Annotated in this window: 15 protein-coding genes; 9 read left to right on the plus strand and 6 right to left on the minus strand. The window is 37.8% G+C overall.

What is annotated here, in order from left to right; translation table 11 throughout:
* Positions 1-49: 49 nt before the first annotated feature.
* On the minus strand, positions 50-790 hold the full coding sequence (locus tag LVD15_RS14760; RefSeq protein ID WP_233775996.1) for a hypothetical protein: 741 nt from the start codon (positions 788-790) through the stop codon (positions 50-52).
* Positions 791-832: 42 nt separating this feature from the next.
* Here LVD15_RS14760 and LVD15_RS14765 point away from each other — a divergent pair, with 42 nt between their 5' ends.
* From LVD15_RS14765 to ade, 3 genes are all read left to right on the plus strand, one after another.
* Positions 833-1,819 carry a long-chain-fatty-acid--protein ligase gene (locus LVD15_RS14765; RefSeq protein WP_233775997.1) on the plus strand — a complete coding sequence of 329 codons (987 nt, stop codon included), beginning with the start codon at positions 833-835 and terminating at the stop codon, positions 1,817-1,819.
* A gap of 103 nt (positions 1,820-1,922) precedes the next feature.
* Complete coding sequence (locus LVD15_RS26880) at positions 1,923-2,057, plus strand: hypothetical protein (RefSeq protein ID WP_255763279.1); 135 nt, start codon at positions 1,923-1,925, stop codon at positions 2,055-2,057.
* A 145-nt stretch (positions 2,058-2,202) separates the two neighbouring features.
* Positions 2,203-3,822 carry an adenine deaminase gene (gene ade, locus LVD15_RS14770; protein ID WP_233775998.1) on the plus strand — a complete coding sequence of 540 codons (1,620 nt, stop codon included), beginning with the start codon at positions 2,203-2,205 and terminating at the stop codon, positions 3,820-3,822.
* Here ade and LVD15_RS14775 read toward each other — a convergent pair whose 3' ends face one another.
* Genes LVD15_RS14775 through LVD15_RS14785 form a run of 3 tightly spaced genes read right to left on the minus strand, consistent with a single transcriptional unit; the run spans position 3,823 to position 6,761 of the window.
* A complete protein-coding gene (locus LVD15_RS14775) occupies positions 3,823-5,046 on the minus strand; it encodes a serine hydrolase domain-containing protein (protein WP_233775999.1) in 1,224 nt (407 codons plus the stop codon).
* Positions 5,047-5,058: 12 nt separating this feature from the next.
* Positions 5,059-5,937, minus strand: coding sequence for a cysteine synthase CysM (cysM, locus tag LVD15_RS14780; RefSeq protein WP_233776000.1), 879 nt, complete (start codon positions 5,935-5,937; stop codon positions 5,059-5,061).
* On the minus strand, positions 5,937-6,761 hold the full coding sequence (locus tag LVD15_RS14785) for a serine O-acetyltransferase (protein ID WP_233776001.1): 825 nt from the start codon (positions 6,759-6,761) through the stop codon (positions 5,937-5,939). Before LVD15_RS14785 ends, cysM begins: the two co-directional genes overlap by 1 nt.
* Before the next feature lie 229 nt (positions 6,762-6,990).
* Here LVD15_RS14785 and LVD15_RS14790 point away from each other — a divergent pair, with 229 nt between their 5' ends.
* The 3 genes from LVD15_RS14790 to rpsA all read left to right on the plus strand — a co-directional run bounded on the left by LVD15_RS14790 (position 6,991) and on the right by rpsA (position 11,143).
* Entirely contained in the window at positions 6,991-7,677 is a 687-nt protein-coding gene (locus LVD15_RS14790) for an ABC transporter ATP-binding protein (RefSeq protein WP_233776002.1), read from the plus strand.
* A 1-nt stretch (position 7,678) separates the two neighbouring features.
* Complete coding sequence (locus tag LVD15_RS14795; RefSeq protein ID WP_233776003.1) at positions 7,679-9,037, plus strand: TolC family protein; 1,359 nt, start codon at positions 7,679-7,681, stop codon at positions 9,035-9,037.
* A gap of 174 nt (positions 9,038-9,211) precedes the next feature.
* Complete coding sequence (gene rpsA / locus LVD15_RS14800) at positions 9,212-11,143, plus strand: 30S ribosomal protein S1 (protein ID WP_233776004.1); 1,932 nt, start codon at positions 9,212-9,214, stop codon at positions 11,141-11,143.
* A 399-nt stretch (positions 11,144-11,542) separates the two neighbouring features.
* Here the strand turns inward: rpsA and LVD15_RS14805 are convergent, their stop codons facing one another.
* Both LVD15_RS14805 and LVD15_RS14810 read right to left on the minus strand, forming a co-directional pair.
* On the minus strand, positions 11,543-14,014 hold the full coding sequence (locus LVD15_RS14805) for a TonB-dependent receptor (RefSeq protein WP_233776005.1): 2,472 nt from the start codon (positions 14,012-14,014) through the stop codon (positions 11,543-11,545).
* A gap of 156 nt (positions 14,015-14,170) precedes the next feature.
* Positions 14,171-14,410, minus strand: coding sequence for a hypothetical protein (locus tag LVD15_RS14810; protein ID WP_233776006.1), 240 nt, complete (start codon positions 14,408-14,410; stop codon positions 14,171-14,173).
* 477 nt (positions 14,411-14,887) lie between these two features.
* On the opposite strand from LVD15_RS14810, the gene LVD15_RS14815 reads away from it, so the two are divergent.
* Genes LVD15_RS14815 through LVD15_RS14825 form a run of 3 tightly spaced genes read left to right on the plus strand, consistent with a single transcriptional unit; the run spans position 14,888 to position 20,955 of the window.
* Positions 14,888-18,043: a SusC/RagA family TonB-linked outer membrane protein gene (locus tag LVD15_RS14815; RefSeq protein WP_233776007.1), complete on the plus strand. Its 3,156-nt coding sequence runs from the start codon at positions 14,888-14,890 to the stop codon at positions 18,041-18,043.
* Between the two features lie 17 nt (positions 18,044-18,060).
* Positions 18,061-19,773, plus strand: coding sequence for a RagB/SusD family nutrient uptake outer membrane protein (locus LVD15_RS14820; RefSeq protein WP_233776008.1), 1,713 nt, complete (start codon positions 18,061-18,063; stop codon positions 19,771-19,773).
* 15 nt (positions 19,774-19,788) lie between these two features.
* Positions 19,789-20,955 (plus strand): glycan-binding surface protein, encoded by a 1,167-nt coding sequence (locus tag LVD15_RS14825; RefSeq protein ID WP_233776009.1) that lies wholly within the window; start codon positions 19,789-19,791, stop codon positions 20,953-20,955.
* Positions 20,956-20,963: the final 8 nt, after the last annotated feature.

Raw genomic sequence — 20,963 nt, forward strand, 5'->3', positions numbered from 1 at the left:
ATTAATAAATATAGAGAAGGCACTTCGATAATTGGAGTGCCTTTTTTAATTAATTAAGGATAGATTGTAATGTGAATTCAGGAGTTTCAATCGTGTTACTTTGATTTCCTGCTCTATCAAGAATGTAAACTCTTAGTTTAAGAGGGTAGTCTTCAAATGTTTGCTCAAAACCAATTGAGGTCATGCTATATCTGATTGATCCTTCTAAAGCACTTTCACTATTAATATCATCAGTCAAAATGGGAAATCGGCCATCAAAAGTAGAGCTGCAGTCAACTTCTCGTTGCCAATCAAAAACTCTAAACTCTCCGGTGTCATTTACCATAAATTCTATAAAAATATTATAGTACCTTCTGTTGAATTGAAAATATACGGTGTCTTCTAACTGTGTTCCATCGTTGTAATAGATTTCAGGGTTTGTGTCCCAATGAAAACAAATGTCTTCACCGGAATATGGAGGAAGACTATCAATGCTCGCTCTGTCTGCGTAGGTGAGTAAGTCTTCTGCACCCTCTCGGTCGAAATCAAAAAACTGTCCTGTTTTATTGCTGAAATAATTTTTGTTGTTAAATGGAGTAGAAGATTCATCACCGTCTAGCCCCATATCTCCATTACCATCTTCAAAACTTATAGTTATGGCTAATGTATCAGGGTCAGTAAATCCTCCTATTCTTTTAAATTCAACATCCTGAAATTCAATACTGGGAGTATCTGGATAGTTAGGCGAGTTGAAACAACTGATGCTAATAGCGCCAATAAAAAGAAAAAGAAGTAAAGTGTTTATCCTCATGTTGTAGCTTTGTAACACAATGGTACTAAAAATAACTAACGATTGAATCCATTTAAAAGTTTTTCAGAGGAAATATTTAATGTGACGGAAGAAAATTTTGAAGCTCTGGCGCTCAAAGTTTTTCGTTACCAGGCAGAACATAATGAGGTATATAGAAATTATGTGCAAACTTTAGGAGTACGTGCGGATGAAGTTTCTTCTTTAGAAAAGGTGCCTTTTTTGCCTATCTCTATGTTTAAAACGCAAAAGGTGGTAACGGGAGCCTGGAAAGAAAATGTTGTTTTCCAAAGTAGTGGCACCACGGGTCAGATAAATAGTAAGCACTATGTCTATGACGTAGATTTGTATTTACGAAATACAGAAAAAATATTTGAATGGTTTTATGGGCCACTTTCTGATTTTCATTTTTTAGCTTTGCTGCCTTCATATTTGGAGAGAGAAGGATCTTCTTTAGTGCTTATGGCTGAGTATTTTATAAAAGAGTCCGGATCTGATAAAAGTGGATTTTTTCTCAATGACTTTGAAGCATTGCTTTTACAGTTGAAAAACATCCAGGATGGGAGGAAAATAGTGTTATTGGGAGTTTCCTTTGCTTTGCTTGACCTTGCCGAACAGGTAAATCCTGACTTATCAGGGGTTACTGTTATGGAGACTGGCGGGATGAAAGGTAGAAAGAAGGAAATGGTGCGGGAAGAGTTGCATTCTATATATAAGCAAAAATTCAATATCAGTAAAATTCATTCCGAATATGGTATGACTGAGCTGATGTCGCAAGCTTATTCTAAAGGAGATGGAATGTTTAACACACCACCTTGGATGAAGGTTATGCTTAGGGATTTTAATGATCCTTTTGATTATAATACTGTTAAAAATACAGGCGGCATTAATATTGTTGACATGGCTAATATTTATAGTTGTGCTTTTATTGAGACTCAAGACATTGGAAGGAGAGTAGAAGGAGAAGGGTTTGAAGTGATTGGCCGATTTGATAATTCTGACATTCGAGGTTGTAACCTAATGGTGTTATGACTAATGTTTTAATTTTTCTAGGTTAATTCGTCAATATTTTGAATATTACATTTTAGTTTAATACTTTTGATTCGTGTAGTGCGTTCATTAAATGAAGTTTATTATGAAATTTAGATTGGTTTTATTCCTGTTGGTAGTGTTTGGATTGTCATCTTGTAGTCAATACACTTGCCCTACCTATTCAAAAAAGGATGTAGAAAAGAAAGAAGTAAATTCTATTCAGGAAGAAAGAATTTAAGGCTTGCTGCCTTTTTTTTGAGAGGTATAGAGCTTGATTGAAGTAAAAAATCCAAATCACACTATTTAGGTGTGATTTTTATTTTATTCCCTTGGTAACTTAGCCATTAGGTCTATATTTTAGTGGAAACTAAAATAGAGTAAGTATGAGCAATATCGAGGGAAAGATAGTTGATGTGGTCAATAGAAGAATTTTTGACGGCATTATTACTATAGAAGATGGTATAATCACAAAGATTAAGGAAGAAGCGGTGTCTTCTTCTCAATATATCCTTCCCGGCATGGTAGATGCTCATATCCACATAGAGAGCTCCATGCTAGTTCCTTCCGAGTTTGCTAAACTGGCAACAGTACATGGTACTATTTCTACCGTATCAGATCCTCATGAGATAGCCAATGTTTTGGGTGTTGATGGCGTGGAGTTTATGATTGAAAATGGTAAGAAAGTGCCTTTGAAGTTTAATTTTGGTGCCCCCTCTTGTGTACCTGCCACTCCATTTGAGACCGCAGGCGCTGAAATAGATGCCGCTGGTATTGAGTATCTATTAAAAAAAGATGAGGTGAAATACTTGGCTGAAATGATGAATTGGCCAGGAGTTTTACATCATGATCCATTAGTGATGGATAAAATAGCGATTGCCAAAAAACTAGGAAAGCCTGTGGATGGACATGCACCCGGGCTTAAAGGTGAGCTAGCTGAAAAATATATAAGCGCGGGTATCTCTACAGATCATGAATGTTTTACCATGGAAGAAGCTTTGGATAAACTAAAGCATGGTATGAAAATTTTGATCAGAGAAGGTAGTGCTGCCAAGAACTTTGAGGCGTTAATTCCTTTAATGAAAGATTATCATGCAGAGTTGATGTTCTGTTCTGATGACAAACACCCTGATAATTTAATCCAAGGCCATATAAATCAGCTGGTGAACCGAGCCTTAGCTTACGGTTATGATTTATTGGATGTACTTACCGTAGCCTCAGTTAATCCTGTGAAGCATTATGACTTGGATATGGGGCTGCTGCAGGTAGGAGATAAGGCTGACTTTTTAATTGCGGATAGTGTAGAGCCTTTATTGATAAAAGAAACCTGGATAGATGGCGTGAAAGTGGCTGAGGCAGGTAAGGCGCTTTTTGATTCGGAAAAAGCGGATACGCCTAATTTCTTTAACCTGAAAGAAAAGAAAGCGGCTGATTTTCAGGTAGACATGAAAGGTGCTGAAGTCAGGGTTATTGAGGCGCTTGATGGTCAACTGGTGACAACTGAAAAATGGATGGATGTGAGCATCCTTAATGATAAGCAGACAAGCATAGAGGAAGATGTGCTTAAATTTGCCGTAGTTAATAGATATGCTGATTCTCATCCTTCAATAGCATATATTTCTAATTTTGGTTTAAAGGAGGGAGCTATTGCATCTTCAGTGGGGCATGATAGTCATAATGTATTGGCTGTGGGTGTTGATGATGAGAGCATAGCTCAGGCTGTAAATTTATTGGTGAAAAATAATGGCGGTGTGGCGGCTGTAGGCAAGGGAGAGCAGAAAGTGTTGCCACTTCCTGTAGCAGGCCTTATGTCTATAGACGATGGTTATACGGTCGGCAAAAAGTATGAAGAGATAGATGCCTTTGCTAAAGTATTAGGGTCTCCTTTGAAGTCACCATTCATGACATTATCTTTTATGGCCTTATTGGTAATACCAGCTTTAAAGCTTAGTGATAAAGGCCTTTTTGATGGCGAAGGCTTTCAGTTTGTCTCATTATTCAGGTAATCAGATATTAGGAACTTCTTGGTGATTAAACTGCTCGTAATATCTGCTGAAAAATTCACTTAATACCAGGTTTGAGAATTTAGTAGGCGCATTAGTCAATACACAAATGCCTATGTTTTTGTCTCTGTCAAAGGCAATGCCGCTTTTGAATCCATTAGCATATCCATTGTGGTAGATAAGTGTGTCTTTGGGGTATTCCATAATTCTCCAACCCATGCCATAGTAACCTTCTCGTGGAGTGTATAATTGGCTGAAATAGGGGTTTTTTACTCTGATCTGAATCACGGGCTCAAACACGGCATTCAAAACTTCATGAGGAATAACTTCTTCTCTATTGCCTGTTACGGCTGCGAGCCACTGAGTCATGTCATTAATACTGGCATTGATGCCTCCTGCTGCTGCAGTATTGTAATAGCTTTTGTGTAATGAAGTGGGTACGTAGCTTTTATTTCTATAACCATGAGGCTCTGCTCTATCGGCATAATTAATCATTGAATCATAACTAATACTTGCTGTATTCATGTGTAGGGGAAGGAAGATTCGCTTGTAGATTAAGTCATGAAAGGAATCTCCTGTTACTTTTTCCAGAATAGGCTCTATTATAGAATAGGCAATATTCTGATAGCTATGAATGGCACCAGGCTTTCTGCTCAGCTGTAAGGTAAGCAGTTTTTTAATTAGAGTATCTCTAGGTAGTTCTTCTTCTATTAGCGTAGAAAATGCCTGATACTGAAACCCAGAAGTATGCGAAAGTAAATTCTTTATAGTGATGCTGTCGCAGTAAGCAGGTAAAGTGCCTGATAAATACTTAGAGATGTGATCGCTCCAATGAATAAGACTATCTTTTGCTTCAAGGCCTGCCAAAATAGAACTGAAACCTTTAGATACAGATGCTAACCTGAAAAGCGTGTTTTCTCCTATGGAATCAGTGTTGTTGGTAGATTTAAATCCAAATGAAGACTTGTAGACCGGAAAGCCATCTTTAACAATAACTACGGCAGCTCCAGGAGTGTTAGTGCTGGCAAATTTTTCTTCAACGTATTTAGCAAATTCGTCATAGAAATCTTGTTCGTAAGCGGTTAGTTCTGGAGGGGATTCTTTCACCTTTTTGGGTTCTCCCATAGGTTTAGGCGAAAGATCCCTGCGGTTCATGCCTATAAATGTTAATGACAGAGCAATGATCGTAATCATTACTAAGAGGTATACAGGTTTACGTTTCTTCAAATTAATGTTTTTTTAGTCAAATAGATCAGAGCTGAGGTATCTGTCTCCTCTATCACAAACGATAAAAACAATTACTCCTTCTTTTATTTCTTCGGCGAGTTGTATTGCAGCAGATAAGGCTCCGCCAGAACTCATTCCAGACAGTATCCCTTCTTCTTTTGCTAATCTCTTCGCCATGTCGCGAGCATTTGCTTCACTAACATCTATTGTTCTGTCCACACGTGAAGAGTCAAATATTTTTGGTAAAAACTCAGGAGACCATCTTCTAATCCCCGGTATGCTAGACCCTTCAGTGGGCTGAGTGCCTACTATTTGAATATTGTTATCTTGTTCCTTTAAATACTTGGAAACACCCATAATGGTTCCGGTAGTTCCCATAGCAGAAACGAAATGTGTCACCTTTTTATTGGTTGCATTCCAAATTTCTGGTCCAGTGGTTTGATAATGCATGCCATAGTTATCAGGGTTAGCAAACTGATTGAGCATATAATAACCGTCTTCATTGGCCATTTTTTCTGCTAACTCTCTTGAGTATTCAATGGTTTTATCAGCCGGAGTAAGTATTACTTCTGCACCATAAGCTTTCATAGCTAGTACTCTTTCTCTGGTAGAGTTTTCGGGCATAATTAAGGTCATCTGTAAACCAAAAGTCTGAGCAATCATAGCAAGTGCAATTCCTGTATTGCCGCTGGTAGCTTCTACAAGCTTATCTCCTTTTTTAATATCACCTCTATCTAAAGCGCCTTTTATCATGCCATAGGCAGCTCTGTCTTTTACACTTCCTCCAGGATTGTTGCCTTCTAACTTTCCTAGTATGGTTACACCTTCTTTTTTGTATATATTTTGAATTTCAATAAGCGGTGTGTTACCGATAAGATCGAATAAATTCATTATGGTTTGTATATTATCGTGTCTGTTGTTTTGTCTAGTTCGTTATGCATGTGCGCCTTGTAATATATTTTGCTGTTAGGTGCTACGCTACTGGTGAGCCACACATTGCCACCTATTACAGAATGATGGCCTACCACGGTGTTGCCTCCTAAAATAGTAGCTCCGGCATATATTATTACATGATCTTCAATAGTGGGGTGGCGCTGTATTAAAGCATCCTCTTTTCTTACGCTTAATGCTCCAAGGGTTACTCCTTGGTAAAGTTTTACGTTTTCTCCTATCACAGCTGTTTCTCCTATCACTATGCCGGTGCCGTGGTCTATGCAGAAATACTGCCCTATTTTAGCGCCTGGGTGTATGTCTATGCCTGTTTTGCTGTGGGCGTATTCTGTGATTAGTCTTGGTATGTTCTCTATGTTCTGTTTGTAAAGCTGATGTGCAATACGATAGGCTGCTATGGCGTAAAATCCTGGATAGGCCCTTACAATTTCATCTTTGCTTTTGGCTGCGGGGTCTCCCAAATAAGTGGCTTCAATATCGGTTTGAAGCTCATTGAATATAATTTCTACTGAATCGAAAAAGTCAGCAATAATCTGTTCATTTTTTTGACCATTTTGGTTTTTAACCAAAATCCTGTTTAATAATGTCTTGACTTCTTCTATTCTATTGTTTAACTCATCTTCAGAACGAACCGGCTCATTGGCAAAGTTAGGAAAGAGTAGGCCTAGTAAGTGCTCGAAAAATGAATGTATTAACGAACCAGGAGGGCACTCTTTACAATGCGTATGACTTTGATATAATTTATTAATGAAGTTTTTATCCATGAGTTAACGCAAGATTAACACTTTAATTTCAATATGAACGGAGTAGAAAGTTGAATGTTTCAATTTGCAGAACAGATGTTCGATATCAGACACTTTGTTTCATTAGCGGACGAGGCTGATGAGTCATTATCTTGAATAAAGCCTGTTTTTCTGCTCTTGAAGGTCATTATGACTATTGGCATATTTATTGGCAAAAGGAAATTAAATTATTTAATCAGACTAAACTGGTATGATAAAACTGAAAGATATTGATAAGTACGTAGACTCCCGGTTTCAACGAACCTTCATTTTAAAAGGCATAGATCTGGAAGTTGAACAAGGTGAGTTTCTAACCATTATGGGGCCTAGTGGTGCCGGTAAGTCCAGCCTAATGAATATTATAGGTATGCTGGATGAGCCATCTCAAGGAGAGTATTACTTTTTTGATGAACCTGTGCATAAAATGAAAGAACGTAAGAAGTCTGAAATGCACAAGCACTACATCGGGTTTATTTTTCAGGCTTATCATTTAATAGATGAACTTACAGTTTATGAAAACATTGAGACGCCTCTATTATATAAAGGGGTTAAAAGTGCACAGAGAAAAAGCATGGTAGCCGAAATGCTAGATAGATTTCAAATGGTAGCTAAAAAAGATCTTTTCCCTGAACAGCTTTCTGGTGGTCAGCAGCAATTGGTAGGCGTGGCAAGGGCCATCATAGGGCAACCCAAACTGTTACTGGCTGATGAACCTACCGGAAACCTTCATAGTGAACAAGGAGATGATATTATGAGCATTTTTCAAAAGCTCAATGAAGAAGGTATGACCATTATACAGGTGACTCACTCAGAAAGAGCGGCTTCTTATGGAAAAAGAGTGGTAAGGTTGGTAGATGGAGCTGTGGTTTCTGATACTAAAGAAAAAATACATCCTTGATATGAGAATATATTTAATCGTAATTATTTCGGCCATTAGTCTAGCGCCTGTTTTTGGGCAGCAGGCCGATACTACTACGCTCTCCTTTAAAGAGGCGGTAAATGTGGCTATCAAGAATAACAATACCCTGGCAAAGGAGAATAATGAAATGATTTTCAATCAGGTGCAGAAAGCCTCCAGTATTGCCTCTTTAGCTCCAAGTGTAGAAGGGAATGCTTCAGTAAGAAGAACAGACGGTAACTCTTTTAACCAGCAGGAAGGTAGAGTGATAAATGGTAAAGTAGACTATGTTTATGGCTCTATTGATGCTGAAATAACGGTTTTCAATGGGTTTAATAAGATAAATTCAATGAGACAGGCTAATAAGCTGGTAGATTTTCAGGCGTATAGAGTAAAAAGAACCAGAGAAGATGTAATACAGCAAGTGGCTTCTCAATACCTTCAATGTTTACTGGATAGAGAACTGAGAGACATTGATAAGGCTAATTTAAAAACCCAACAGGAAAAGCTACATCAGATTGAAGAACAAGTGAAAGCTGGTAGCGTAGCTGAAGTAGATCAGTATAACCAGGCTTATCAGGTGAAGAGTGCAGAGCTGGCAGTGTTAAGGTCTACCAATACGCTTAATAATGATAAAGTTCAGCTTGCATTACTTTTGCAAAGAGCACCAGAATTACCATTTGTATTACAAGAGCCAGATTGGAAGCTTAATGAGGACAGTAACCTTAATATAGATGAATTGTACCAGGTCGCTCTAGATAATAGAGCTGATTTAAGAAGCGCAGAATCAATGGAAAGAGCCTCTTACTTAGGCTATAAAGCTAGTCAAGGTAATTATTACCCATCTATTGCAGCCTTCTATTCTTATGGATCTGCCTATAACTACGTTTATCCTTCAGAAGCTATTCCTGACCCAGCAAATAGAACGTTTGAACAGCAGTTTACACAAGATAATACGCAGTCAGTTTATGGTTTCAGTATGAACATTCCAATTTTCAGAGGTCTACAAACCCGTAGTAATGTGGTTAGGTCAAAGATAGATTATGAAAATGCCGAATTGGATGCTAAAAACACTCAATTGCAAGTGAAGTCAGATGTTCTGCTGGCTTATCAAAACCTTAATGATGCTCTTAATGCCTATTTGGTTTCACAATCACAACTAGAAGCTGCAGAGGTTTCTTTTGAGCTGGAAAGTGAACGTAATAGATTGGGAATATCTGATTTGGTACAATACACTCAGGCTAATCAAGATTATAATAAAGCGCAAAATGATGCTGCCCAGGCCCGATATACCCTAATGTTCCAAAATTTACTCTTAGACTATGCTTTAGGCACTCTAACATTTGAAAGCATTCCTTAATTTGCCGTCTTTAAATATTCGTATACTATCATATTTAAAAATAATTATTTAACTTTGCGCTCCGTTCGTGTGAACACCCTCTTTTGAGCAAAAGCCCAAAGAGGAAATGTATAATTAAATTTGCTGCCTGATTGCTCTGGGGCAGCATGTAATTAAAGAGCAACTTTATTTAATATGGCAAACGAAGAAAAAAACACTGCAGCTGAGGAAAACGCGCAAGCGGCTAACACTGAAGCTAAAGCAGAACAGCCCAAAAAAACAGCTCCTAAGCAAGAGCAAACTTCTCCTGAAGATTTTGATTGGGAAGCTTTCGAAACCAAAGGATTTGGCGAAGGTTACTCTAAGAAGAAAAAAGAGGAGATGGCAGCTATGTATGAAGATACATTAACTACCATCGAGGAGAAAGAACTTGTAGAAGGAACTGTAGTAGGAGTGAACGACCGTGATGTTATCCTTAACATCGGATTTAAATCAGATGGTTTAGTATCTGCTGCTGAATTTAGAGACATTCCTGATCTTAAAGTAGGTGACAAAGTAGAAGTGTTCATCGAAGAGCAGGAAAATGCAAACGGTCAGTTAGTACTTTCTAGAAGAAAAGCTAAGATCGTTCAGGCATGGGATCATATTACAAAAGCATATGAAAATGATCTAGTTATCGAAGGTTTTGTGAAACGCAGAACTAAAGGTGGTTTGATCGTTGATATATATGGAGTAGAAGCTTTCTTGCCAGGTTCTCAAATTGATGTGAAGCCTATTAGAGATTTCGATGTATTTGTAGATAAAGCTATGGAAGTGAAAGTTGTGAAAATCAACTACACTAACGATAACGTAGTAGTATCTCACAAAGTACTTATCGAGAAAGATCTTGAAGAGCAAAAAGCTGAAATTCTTAACAACCTTGAGAAAGGACAAGTACTTGAAGGTACTATCAAAAACATGACTAACTTCGGTGTATTCATCGACCTTGGTGGTGTTGATGGTCTACTTCACATTACTGATATCTCTTGGGGTAGAATTAATCACCCTGAAGAAGTACTTAACCTTGATGAAACAGTTAAGGTAGTAGTTCTTGACTTTGACGAAGATAAGAAGAGAATTTCTCTTGGTATGAAGCAACTTACTGCTCATCCTTGGGATTCACTTCCTGAAACTCTTGATGTAGGTTCTAAAGTAACTGGTAAGATTGTAAACGTGGCTGATTATGGTGCATTCCTAGAAATCCAGCCTGGTGTTGAAGGTCTTATTCACGTTTCTGAGATGTCTTGGTCTCAGCACTTGAGAAACCCTCAAGACTTCATTAACATCGGAGATGAACTAGAAGCTGTAGTTCTTACGCTAGATAGAGAAGACAGAAAAATGTCTCTTGGTATCAAGCAATTAACTGAAGATCCTTGGACTAAGCAAGATGTATTGACTAAATACGCTGTAGGTACTAAGCACAAAGGTGTGGTTAGAAACCTTACAAACTTCGGTCTGTTCATCGAGCTTGAAGAAGGTATCGACGGCCTTGTTCACGTATCTGACTTATCATGGACTAAGAAAATCAAGCACCCTTCTGAATTCGTAAAAGTAGGAGAAGAGCTTGAGGTAATGGTTCTTGAATTAGATGTAGATAACAGAAGATTAGCACTTAGCCACAAACACCTAGAAGAAAATCCTTGGGATACTTTCGAAACAGTATTTACGCCAGGATCTATTCACAAGTGTACTGTACTAGGTCAAAATGAAAAAGGTGCTACTTTAGAGCTTCCTTACGGAATTGAAGGATTCTGCGCTAGCAAAAACCTTCAAAAAGAAGATGGTTCTAAAGCTGAAAACGGCGAAACTTTAGACTTCAGAGTATTAGAATTCTCTAAAGATGATAAGAGAATTGTTTTATCTCACAGAGCTGTTTATTCTCAAACAGAAGAGAAGCCTAAACCAACTACAGCCGCTCCTAAGAAGAAAGCTAAAGGTAGTGGAGTATCTAAAGTAAATAGTGATACTGAAAAATCTACTTTAGGTGACTTAGAAGCTCTTAGTGCTTTGAAAGATAAAATGGAAGGAAAAACTACAGACGAAGAAGCTCCATCTGATGATGCCGAAGGCACTGAAGAAAAGAACTAATTAATAAGTAGTTTATCTTATAAAATATAGCCCCTGAGGAGAATCTCCTCAGGGGCTTTTTTATGCCTATATTTTAAAGGAAGAAGTTTGTTGGATATAAGTAATGGACTTTCGTTAATTGTCGACTTATAAGGCCTTGCTTTGTGATATAGTGAAGAAGGATAAACTTTTGGTGGTAGAGAATAAAGGTGTGCTACGTTTAAAGGTCTTAATATATTCGATGTATATTCAACAGTACCTGGGTCGCTGATGGAGATGTGAGTTAGCCCTTAAGTAGAAGTAAGGAAGAGGATGTAATGAGCTTGAAATCTAATTGAATATGAAGAGATGCTAGGCAAATAAAAAGGCCGTCTTAAAATGCTTAAGACGGCCTTTTTAATAAACTTTTATGTCTAACCTTTAGAATTGAGACTGCTGAGCATCTCCTCCTTGTTTTTGGTCATTATTTTGGATTTTGCTTCTTCGTTGTCTTTGTTTGAAGTCTAGTTTACCAAATTTATAACTGAAATTAATTCCGAATGATCTGAATGGAGTCTGATTTTCACTGGTCTGATAGTATGTGTCTCCTTCCAGTTCAGTACCAAATGTTTGGTATTTATTAAATGGCTGCGTTACGTTAACACCGATACTACCACGGTCTCCCCAGATTTTCTTTTTAATACCCATGCTGAAAATAGAGAAGGAAGGCATATATCCTTGTAGCGTCTGTCTACGAGGTCTATAGAAACCAAACATATCAATGATCCAGTCATCACCTAAAGCAATGTTAGAGTTAAGGTTTCCATCCCATAATACGGCATCATTACTAACGGTTTCTCCATCTATCACACCTTCTGCATCATAAGTGTATAAGTTAAATCCACCTCTTACTGTCCAGATATCAAAGAATTTCACAGAGGTAAATAAGTTGATACCATAAGATTGATTCTCACCAATGTTCAGGTAGGTAGTTTCATATATATTATCTTCATTTACTGTAAGGTAGCTTTCTATAACATCAGTTGTTCTTTTATAGAATACGCTGGCATTTAATGAGGCTCCTTTTATAAATGCGCTATAACCAATTTCATATTGATCAGTAAGCTCTGGGTTTAGTTCAGGATTACCGTAGCTAACATTATTATTGTTAGAGATCTGTTCGTATGGGTTAATATATCTCAGACTTGGTCTTTGTATCCTTCTGCTAAAGCTTGCTTTCAAGCTATTCATCTTACCTATTTTTCGGCTTACTGTAATGCTGGGAAGGAAGTTGTCATAATCATTACCGAAATTGTCATCATCAGCATCTCTAAACTCACCTTGAATGTCTGTGTATTCATATCTAACGCCTGCTAATACACCATACTTACTTCCTATTTTAATGTTACCAGAAAGATAACCAGCATACACATCCTGAGTATAATCTAAATAATCGCTTCGGTTATCCTGAATAACAAACTGCTGTGATTCATTATTATAAATTTGATAGTTGTAATCACTAGTCACATTTCTTAATATACCTTTGGCTCCGGCCTCAAGGGTGAATTTCTTACTTATAGGGTTAGTATAGTCCAGTTGGAAGGCATGTTCATTATTATCTCCATCATTAATGTTCTTTTCATTAGTGTCATAGGTTTCTGTGGCAGCTAATAAATCCATTTGAGTGATTCTATAATCCTGATCTTGAGTGTTATTATCTAGCTTATAAGAAGCCGCAAGCTCATGACCTTCTTTGCCAGGAAACCTGAAAAGGTAATCAAGAGACCATTCAAAACCGCCGAATGAGTTTTCGCTATCCGTGGTTCTTAAGTATTCATCATTTAGATTGGGAGCAGTAATTTGTCCTAACACATCATTATCTGAGTCGAAGGCAAATTTTCTTACTCTGAATGAAGTAGAAAGACTGTGAAAAGAATTGAAATCATAAAAAGCGCCTATGTTTCCAAAATATCCACCTCTGTTAGATTCATTAGTTCCATCTTCTTCCTGTATTCTTTGGGAGGTATAGTCTTCAGAATAATAATAGGAGTTACCTTCCTGAGGCCATTGTTTAAAACCACTAACATTAGCGTTGAAGCCAAAACGTCCTTTACCAGCTGTAATACTGCCTGATCCTCTATTGAATCGGGAGCCTACGGTAAGGTCTACATTGCCTGTGAAACCTTCTGCTTCTCCTTTTTTAGTAATAATATTAATAATACCGGCAGTACCTTCTCCTTCGTATTTAGCAGAAGGAGTAGTTATTACTTCTACACTTTTAATGTTGTCAGAAGGTATAGCTTTGAGAGCTTCGCCCGGATTACTGGCAAACATGCTGGAAGGCTTACCATTAATAAGGATTTTAACATTTTGATTTCCCCTCATGGATACATTCCCTTCCAAGTCTACATTAAGTAAAGGGGCTCTTCGTAGCACCTGAGAGGCATCTCCTCCTGCATTGGCCACATCTTGATCTGCATTATAAACAATTTTGTCTATTTTGTTCTCTACCAGATCTTTCTGCCCTTTTACCACTACTTCTTCCAGTTCTGTAGAAGAGCCCGTGAGTTTTACAGTGCCGAGATTGGCATCAGGGTTTTTAGGAGTGAGGCTTACATTTCTGGTAATGGTTTCATACCCCACAAAGGAAATCAATAGCTTATAGTCTCCTAAGGGAATATTACTCATTTTGAAGCTTCCGTCTTCTTCAGAGATGGTTCCGTTGATATCTTTATTGGTTTCAGGGTTCCTTAATACTACGGAGGCAAAAGATAAGGGGACTCCTGTGGTAGCGTCTAATAACGTACCCGTTACTTTACCTTTTATTTGCTGGCCACCAGACGATGGAGGTGCTGGTTGAGCAAAAGCAGTAAGGCAAAAAAATACTGCAATACACGTAATTATAGTTCTCATAAAATTAATAGGTTCTACTTGTAAAACTGCACGGCAGATAATTGGTTGGCTAAAAATGACAAATGGTCAGATAAGACTTAATCTGGGAATTGTAGCAGGGCAAGTGGCAAAGAGAAAAGAGAAAGTGAAAAGGGTATAAAGTAAAAGTGGGATTCTTTAAGAATCCCACTTTTTGATGATGTCATCAATGGTAGATAATAAATCGTCTCGGCTTTCTTCAGAAAGCAAATATTTTCGTTCCAATAAACGTACGGCCATTTCGTTCATGATAAAATGGTTTCTTAAGAAATCCAGTCTCTCATTAATAGTGTCAAGGCCTTTGTATTTATTTCTTTCGGTAGGAGATTCCATAATTAATTCCACCTTGTTCATAAATACATCAGAATCATGAAGCATAACTATAGCAACTTTTGTTTTTAACGCAATAAATCAATTTTTCGATTTTGGTCATTCAAATGTGCATTTAAATTTCAGAAATTAATAGTTGTATTTGTAGAATTTTTTATTACTGTTAAGGTTAAATAGTTAAAAATAATCAACGTAAAGTTATATTAAGTTTTTAAGAATTAAGGTCCCTTTCTGTCATCTTCAATGGTAAAATTACCATGGTATATTTTGCATAAATCCATTCAAATTCAGCTAATTGCGCGATTTTACAGCATGACTGAGGTGGATGTCACATAATACAAGGGCATTTATTTCAACGTATGGTAATGTTTATTTATATATTCTAAATTGGGTACATGAAAATCGCAAAACATTCGCATTACTTTAATACTCTATGCAATCGTTTGGATTTATTTTCAAATAGATTTCAAACGATTGTAATAGGCATTGGTTGCGGATTTATATTTAATGTAAACCTACCTTAATATGAAAAAACTCTTACTACTACTACTATGCTTTAGTGTCATAGGAGTATCCTGGGCGCAGGAGAAAACTATCACAGGTAAAGTTACTTCCCAGTCAGACGGAGAGTCTTTACCCGGTGTTAATGTAATCATTAGAGGAACTACAAAAGGAACTACTACTGACTTTCAAGGAGATTACAGCTTGGAAGTACCCGAAAATGCTGTTTTGGTCTTTTCTTTTATTGGATACGCTACCACTGAAGTTCCTGTAGGCAACCGTTCTGTGGTTAATGTAACCCTTTCAGACGATATTACTGAGCTGGAAGAGGTGGTGATCACGGGTTATGGATCCATTAGAAAAAAGGATCTTACCAGTGCTCACACTACTGTAGGTGCAGAGCAAATTCAAAAAACGGTAAACACTACCATAGAGCAGGCCATACAAGGACGTGCGGCTGGTGTTTATGTAACTCAAAACTCTGGACAGCCAGGTGGTGGTATGTCTATTAATATTAGAGGTGTTAGCTCTATTAATGGAAACACTCAACCTTTATATGTAATAGATGGAGTGCAGATAGAAGCTGAGCAGGCATCAGGCCCGCAAAGTTCTTCTAACCCACTATCAGGTTTAAACCCTGCAGATATTGCTTCAATGGAAATCCTTCAGGGACCATCAGCTACTGCTCTTTATGGTTCCAGAGCTACCAATGGTGTGGTGGTAATTACTACTAAAAGAGGTAAAGCCGGAGATATTCGCATTACTTATGGGTACCAATTTAGTTTACAGACAGAGCCTCAAAATTTAGATGTGATGAATCTGAGGCAATATGCTCAAATGGTAAACGAATATCATGAAATAGAAGGGGGCAACATTCCGGTAGAATACTTAGATCCTTCTATTTTAGGAGAAGGTACTGACTGGCAAGGCGCTTTATTTGATAAGGCAGCTATGAATAAGCATCAGATCAGCCTTAGTGGAGGTAGTGATAAAACTAAGTATTACTTCTCTGGTGAATATATGAATCAGGAAGGTATCGCTATAGGATCAGGTTTTGAAAGATATTCTTCTCGATTAAACCTGGATAACGAAGCGAATGATTGGCTTTCTATTGGTGTTAACCTGAGTTATAACCAAACCGATGAAAAGCTTACTACTAGTCAGGAAAATGTAATTTCTACAGCCTTACAACTATCTCCTAATATACCTGTAAAGAACTTTGATGGTAGCTACGGTGGTGGTAATATAGATAATAACCCTGCAGAGCAGTTTGTGCCACCAAACCCTATTGGTCTGGCCAATATTACTACCAATGATAAGCTTAAAAGGCAGCTCCTAGGAGGTATTAATATAACCTTTACTTTAATGGAAGGCCTTACTTTAAAAAGTAGTCTCAATAGTAATTGGGAGTCTGGAGAAGCTACTTATTTCCAACCCTCTTATACATTTGGTAGACAAAGAAGAGATTATGCTACTTTGAGTGAGTTCTCTAGCAACAGTACTTATTGGAACTGGAATCAGATGTTACAATATGTTAAAACTATTGGCAAGCATAATATTAATGTGATGGCCAGCCATGAAGCTCAAAAATCAAATTGGAAAAACCTAACTGGTGGTAAGTCAGACTTTATTGTAGAGAATATAATAGACCTTAACCTTGGTAATGATGCTACAGCATCTAATAGTGGAGGTAAAGGGAACTGGGCTATGGAGTCTTATCTGGCTAGAGCCAATTATAACTATGATGATAGATACTTATTAATGGCAGCCTTCAGAGCTGATGGTTCTTCTAACTTCGGAGAGGACAATAAATGGGGTTACTTCCCTTCATTCTCTGTGGCCTGGAGAGTTTCTGAAGAGGACTTTTTTCAGGTGCCAGTGATCAATGACTTGAGAGTAAGGTTTGAAAATGGTCTTACTGGTAATCAAGGAGGCGGAGGTTACATCTATGGTACTTTAAATACGGTTAATACACCTTGGGGTACAGGCTTTGCGTTAGGACGATACCCTAATTCTGACCTGCATTGGGAGGAAACCAGAACTAATAACTTTGGTTTAGATGTGTCTTTCTTTGAAAACAGGTTACAAGTAGAGTTTGATTATTACATTAAGAAAACAGATAACCTACTTACACCTGCAGCCAATCCTTCATATTTAGGAGTAAATGGAACCGGTAGTATTGCTAACCCATATGTGAACCTTGGTTCGTTGGAAAACAAAGGATGGACTATCGCCTTGAATACAGTAAACATTGACAACAATGGATTTACCTGGCAAACTAATCTGAACGTATCTAAAGTGAATACAGAGATTACTTCTTTAAGCACGCCAACTGGTTTTTATTCCAGAACCTCATGGTGGATGGATGAGTGGACTCAACGAGCTGCAGTAGGAGAAACGCCATGGTTATTTTACGGATATGTAGTAGATGGTGTATTTCAGTCTGTAGAGGAAATAGAAGCGAGTGCCATTCCTGTAGATAATGATGGAAACAATTATGCAATAGACCCTTCAGGAATATGGGTTGGAGATTATAAGTATAGAGACATAAGTGGACCAGATGGAACGCCAGATGGTATAATTGATACTTATGACCAAACGTATATTGGTAATCCTTGGCCTAAATTCTTTGCTGGTATGACAAACACCTTCTCATATAAAGGTTTTGACCTAAGTATTATGGTAACGGGTGTTCAAGGTAATGATATTTATAACTATGTAAATAGAACTAACACTAATCCTAATAACATCAACCTTAGCAGAAACTTACTGGTAGACGCTATGGATTATGCTAAGATTGGTACTGATGCAGATGGTAATCCTGTATTAGAAAATGTAGGAACTGATATTGCCAGAATTAATCCTAATGGAGTTAATAATAACTTTACCAGACATACATCTCGCAATGTGGAAGATGGCTCTTATATAAGAATTAAAAATATAAGTCTAAGCTATAATGTGCCTCATTCTATAATAGGTAAGCAAAAGGTAGTACGTGGAGCAAGAGTGACTTTAAGTGCTCAAAATGTGGCCACATTTACTAATTACTCAGGCTATGACCCTGAGGTAGGTTCTTATGTAGGTGCAAATGTAGATCCAAGTAATCAGGCCATAGGTCTGGATAATGGTCGCTACCCACTTACGCCTATCTATTCGCTCAGTGTAGGTATTGATTTTTAATTGTAAAAGATCAAAAAATGAAAACTAAGAAAACCATATATATTCTTTGGGCAGCAATACTATCTTTTGGTATTATGAGCTGTTCTGATGACTTCCTGGAATTGCCCCCAGAATCATCAGTGGTAGATGAAAATTTTTATCAGAATGATAATCAGCTTCTGGCTGCAACGGCTCCTTTATACAACTTAGGTTGGTTCGATTATAATGACAAAGCATCTTATAATTTAGGAGATTTTAGAGGCGGTTCGGCCTATAGTGCCTATAATGATAGGGAGAATGTGGAGTTTAATACCACTGCTAATACTGCTGATAATGTGGCAGCCTGGAGGGCTTTTTATAATGTAGTGGCTCAAGCTAACGTCACTATTTATAATATCAATCAATTTGCTTCTGAGGATGTGTCCGAAGAAATGAAAGCACATTGTATAGCAGAAGCTCGTTTTATGAGGGCTTTGGCCTACAGATACCTGGTAATGAACTGGGAAGCTGTTCCTATAATTGTTGATAATATTGAGATTCTTGATAATCCTTATAATGTAAGGCGCAATACTGTAAGTAGCGTTTGGAGATTCATAACACATGAGTTTAGAGCGGCTGCTAAAGATTTGCCTGAAACTCCAAGATTAGAAGGTAGAGTTACCAAATGGGCAGCAGAAGGTATGCTGGCCAGAACGTACCTGACCCGTGCTGGAGTTCCTGAAAACTACGGCTTACAAGATGAAAGAACCGTGACCCGTGATCAGGTATTTCTTGATAGTGCTAAGTATTTTGCAGAAAGAGTTATCAATATGAGTGGTGCCAGTCTTTTAACAGATTATGCTGATTTGTTCCGTACACCTTATGATAATAACCCTGAATCTTTATTCTCTTTGCAATGGGTTTTTGTAGATGTTAATTCTTGGGGAACTCAAAATAGTACTCCTGCTTATTTGACACCTACCGCAGAGTTAGGTAACGGAGACGGTTGGGGTGGAGATAAAGGAGCCACTTACTGGATGCTTAGCCTTTATGACGGATTCAACCCTATTGACGGCGGTGAGGCATTGAAAGGACATACAGAAGATGTACGACTAAAAGCAACATTTATGCTTCCGGGAATGACCTATGATGAATTGGCTTATCAGGATGGAGAAGAGGTAGCTCAAGGATATCAGGTTCCGTTTAGTGGTGGAGATGGTGCAGACGCTGTTAATTATGCATCTGTAAAAAAATACGTAGTAGGTCGCTTAGATCCAGAAGATGGAGCTTCACAATACTATGGTCATGATACTTATATGTTGCGTTTGGCCGAGATCTATTTAATCTATGCTGAGGCAGTATTAGGTAATAATGAATCTACTTCAGATGCTACTGCTCTACAATACTTCAATACAATTCATGAACGTGCCACCAGAGAAGTGGTTACTTCAATTACATATGAGGACATTTTCGAAGAAAGAGTGAAGGAATTTGCTATGGAGGGAGTCACTTGGTATGACTTGGTGAGGCTACATTATTATAATCCTGCTGCTGCGTATGACATCATTAATTCGCAAGATAGAGGCCTATACTTTGTGGAGCCTAATGAGGTTGATAACCCTACCGAATGGACTATCTATAAGACCTCATGGAGTACGGAAAGGACTTTTAATGCTACATCAGGGAACTTCAGAATTCCACTGCCTGCAGCAGAAATCAGCATAGCTCCTAACTTGTTGCAAGATCCTGTACCTTATGATTTTAATGAATAATATTAGATAAAGATTATGAAAACTATATATATCAAGGCGCTCTACATCTTTATGGCTCTCTGTATTTCTACTTTATACATAGGCTGTTCTGATGATGATGAAGGACCTAATGGTGGCCAGCCAAGAATAAGGTACGTTCGTATGACGGATCCTGCTTCTTCAGACTCACTTTTGGTGGCGAGTTACCAAAGCAATATGGTAGCTATTATGGGTGAAAATCTTGGAGCAACGGTAGAGGTTTGGTTCAATGATAAAAAAGCAGGATTGCTGCCAACATTAGTTACTAATACCTCTATACTTACTACTATCCCTTCAGAGTTACCTGAAGTAATTAATGATCAGCTAAAGCTGGTATTTGATAACGGAGATTCCTTAATGTATGACTTCACTGTTGAAATAAGTGAGCCTTTCTTAAGAAATATGATGAGTGAATATGTAAGTGCAGGGGATACAGCAAGAATAAGAGGCCAATATTTTTATGGACCTCTTGAAGTTACTTTCTCTGGAGGAGTAACTGCTGAAGTGATTAATATTAATGAAGAAAACACTATTATAGATGTGATAGTGCCTGAAGGTGCCGAAAAAGGGCCTGTTACCATAGAGTCTAATTTTGGTGTAGGAGAGTCAGGTTTTTGGTTTAGAGATGATAGAAATATTATCATGGGCTCTGAAGAAACAGATTTTAGTGGTTGGTGGGGTACACAAGGTTGGATTGCCGAGCAAGATACAGTAATTGAGAATATTAACGGAAATTTTGTTCGGTTAGATGAGTCAATTGGTGCTTGGGGCTGGATAGAGCTATACACTGGAGATGGAGGAACTATCAAGGAAGCCACTTCTAATATACCTAGAGATGCCTTTAATTCTCCTGACAGCTATAGTGTTAAATTTGAAGTATATCCTGTTTCTGATATGGCTGGTGCTCAGTTAAGAATGTTTTTAGGTAATGCTGATGATTTTAACACAGCCAGACAGAATAACTTTTACACATGGGCTCCTAATTTTAATGTGACAGGAAAGTGGCAAACCATTAGTATACCCTTCAATGAGTTTTTGGCTAATAACAGTTTTCTTACTTATAATGAAGCGGGATACCAAGCTGCATTTTATTTCACAGGTCCAGTACCTTCTTACCTGAATTTTGCTTTGGATAATGTAAGGGTTGTGCCTAATGAAGAGTAATAAATCAT

The organism is Fulvivirga maritima (assembly GCF_021389955.1).
GTDB lineage: Bacteria > Bacteroidota > Bacteroidia > Cytophagales > Cyclobacteriaceae > Fulvivirga > Fulvivirga maritima.

Bases quoted from the DNA above. Each gene is read 5' to 3' on its own strand.
- cysM (WP_233776000.1), bottom strand. From the start codon at position 5,937: ATGAATTTATTCGATCTTATCGGTAACACACCGCTTATTGAAATTCAA.
- LVD15_RS26880 (WP_255763279.1), top strand. From the start codon at position 1,923: ATGAAATTTAGATTGGTTTTATTCCTGTTGGTAGTGTTTGGATTGTCA.
- LVD15_RS14820 (WP_233776008.1), top strand. From the start codon at position 18,061: ATGAAAACTAAGAAAACCATATATATTCTTTGGGCAGCAATACTATCT.
- rpsA (WP_233776004.1), top strand. From the start codon at position 9,212: ATGGCAAACGAAGAAAAAAACACTGCAGCTGAGGAAAACGCGCAAGCG.
- LVD15_RS14785 (WP_233776001.1), bottom strand. From the start codon at position 6,761: ATGGATAAAAACTTCATTAATAAATTATATCAAAGTCATACGCATTGT.
- LVD15_RS14760 (WP_233775996.1), bottom strand. From the start codon at position 790: ATGAGGATAAACACTTTACTTCTTTTTCTTTTTATTGGCGCTATTAGC.
- LVD15_RS14805 (WP_233776005.1), bottom strand. From the start codon at position 14,014: ATGAGAACTATAATTACGTGTATTGCAGTATTTTTTTGCCTTACTGCT.
- LVD15_RS14825 (WP_233776009.1), top strand. From the start codon at position 19,789: ATGAAAACTATATATATCAAGGCGCTCTACATCTTTATGGCTCTCTGT.
- LVD15_RS14810 (WP_233776006.1), bottom strand. From the start codon at position 14,410: ATGCTTCATGATTCTGATGTATTTATGAACAAGGTGGAATTAATTATG.
- LVD15_RS14795 (WP_233776003.1), top strand. From the start codon at position 7,679: ATGAGAATATATTTAATCGTAATTATTTCGGCCATTAGTCTAGCGCCT.
- LVD15_RS14815 (WP_233776007.1), top strand. From the start codon at position 14,888: ATGAAAAAACTCTTACTACTACTACTATGCTTTAGTGTCATAGGAGTA.
- LVD15_RS14790 (WP_233776002.1), top strand. From the start codon at position 6,991: ATGATAAAACTGAAAGATATTGATAAGTACGTAGACTCCCGGTTTCAA.
- ade (WP_233775998.1), top strand. From the start codon at position 2,203: ATGAGCAATATCGAGGGAAAGATAGTTGATGTGGTCAATAGAAGAATT.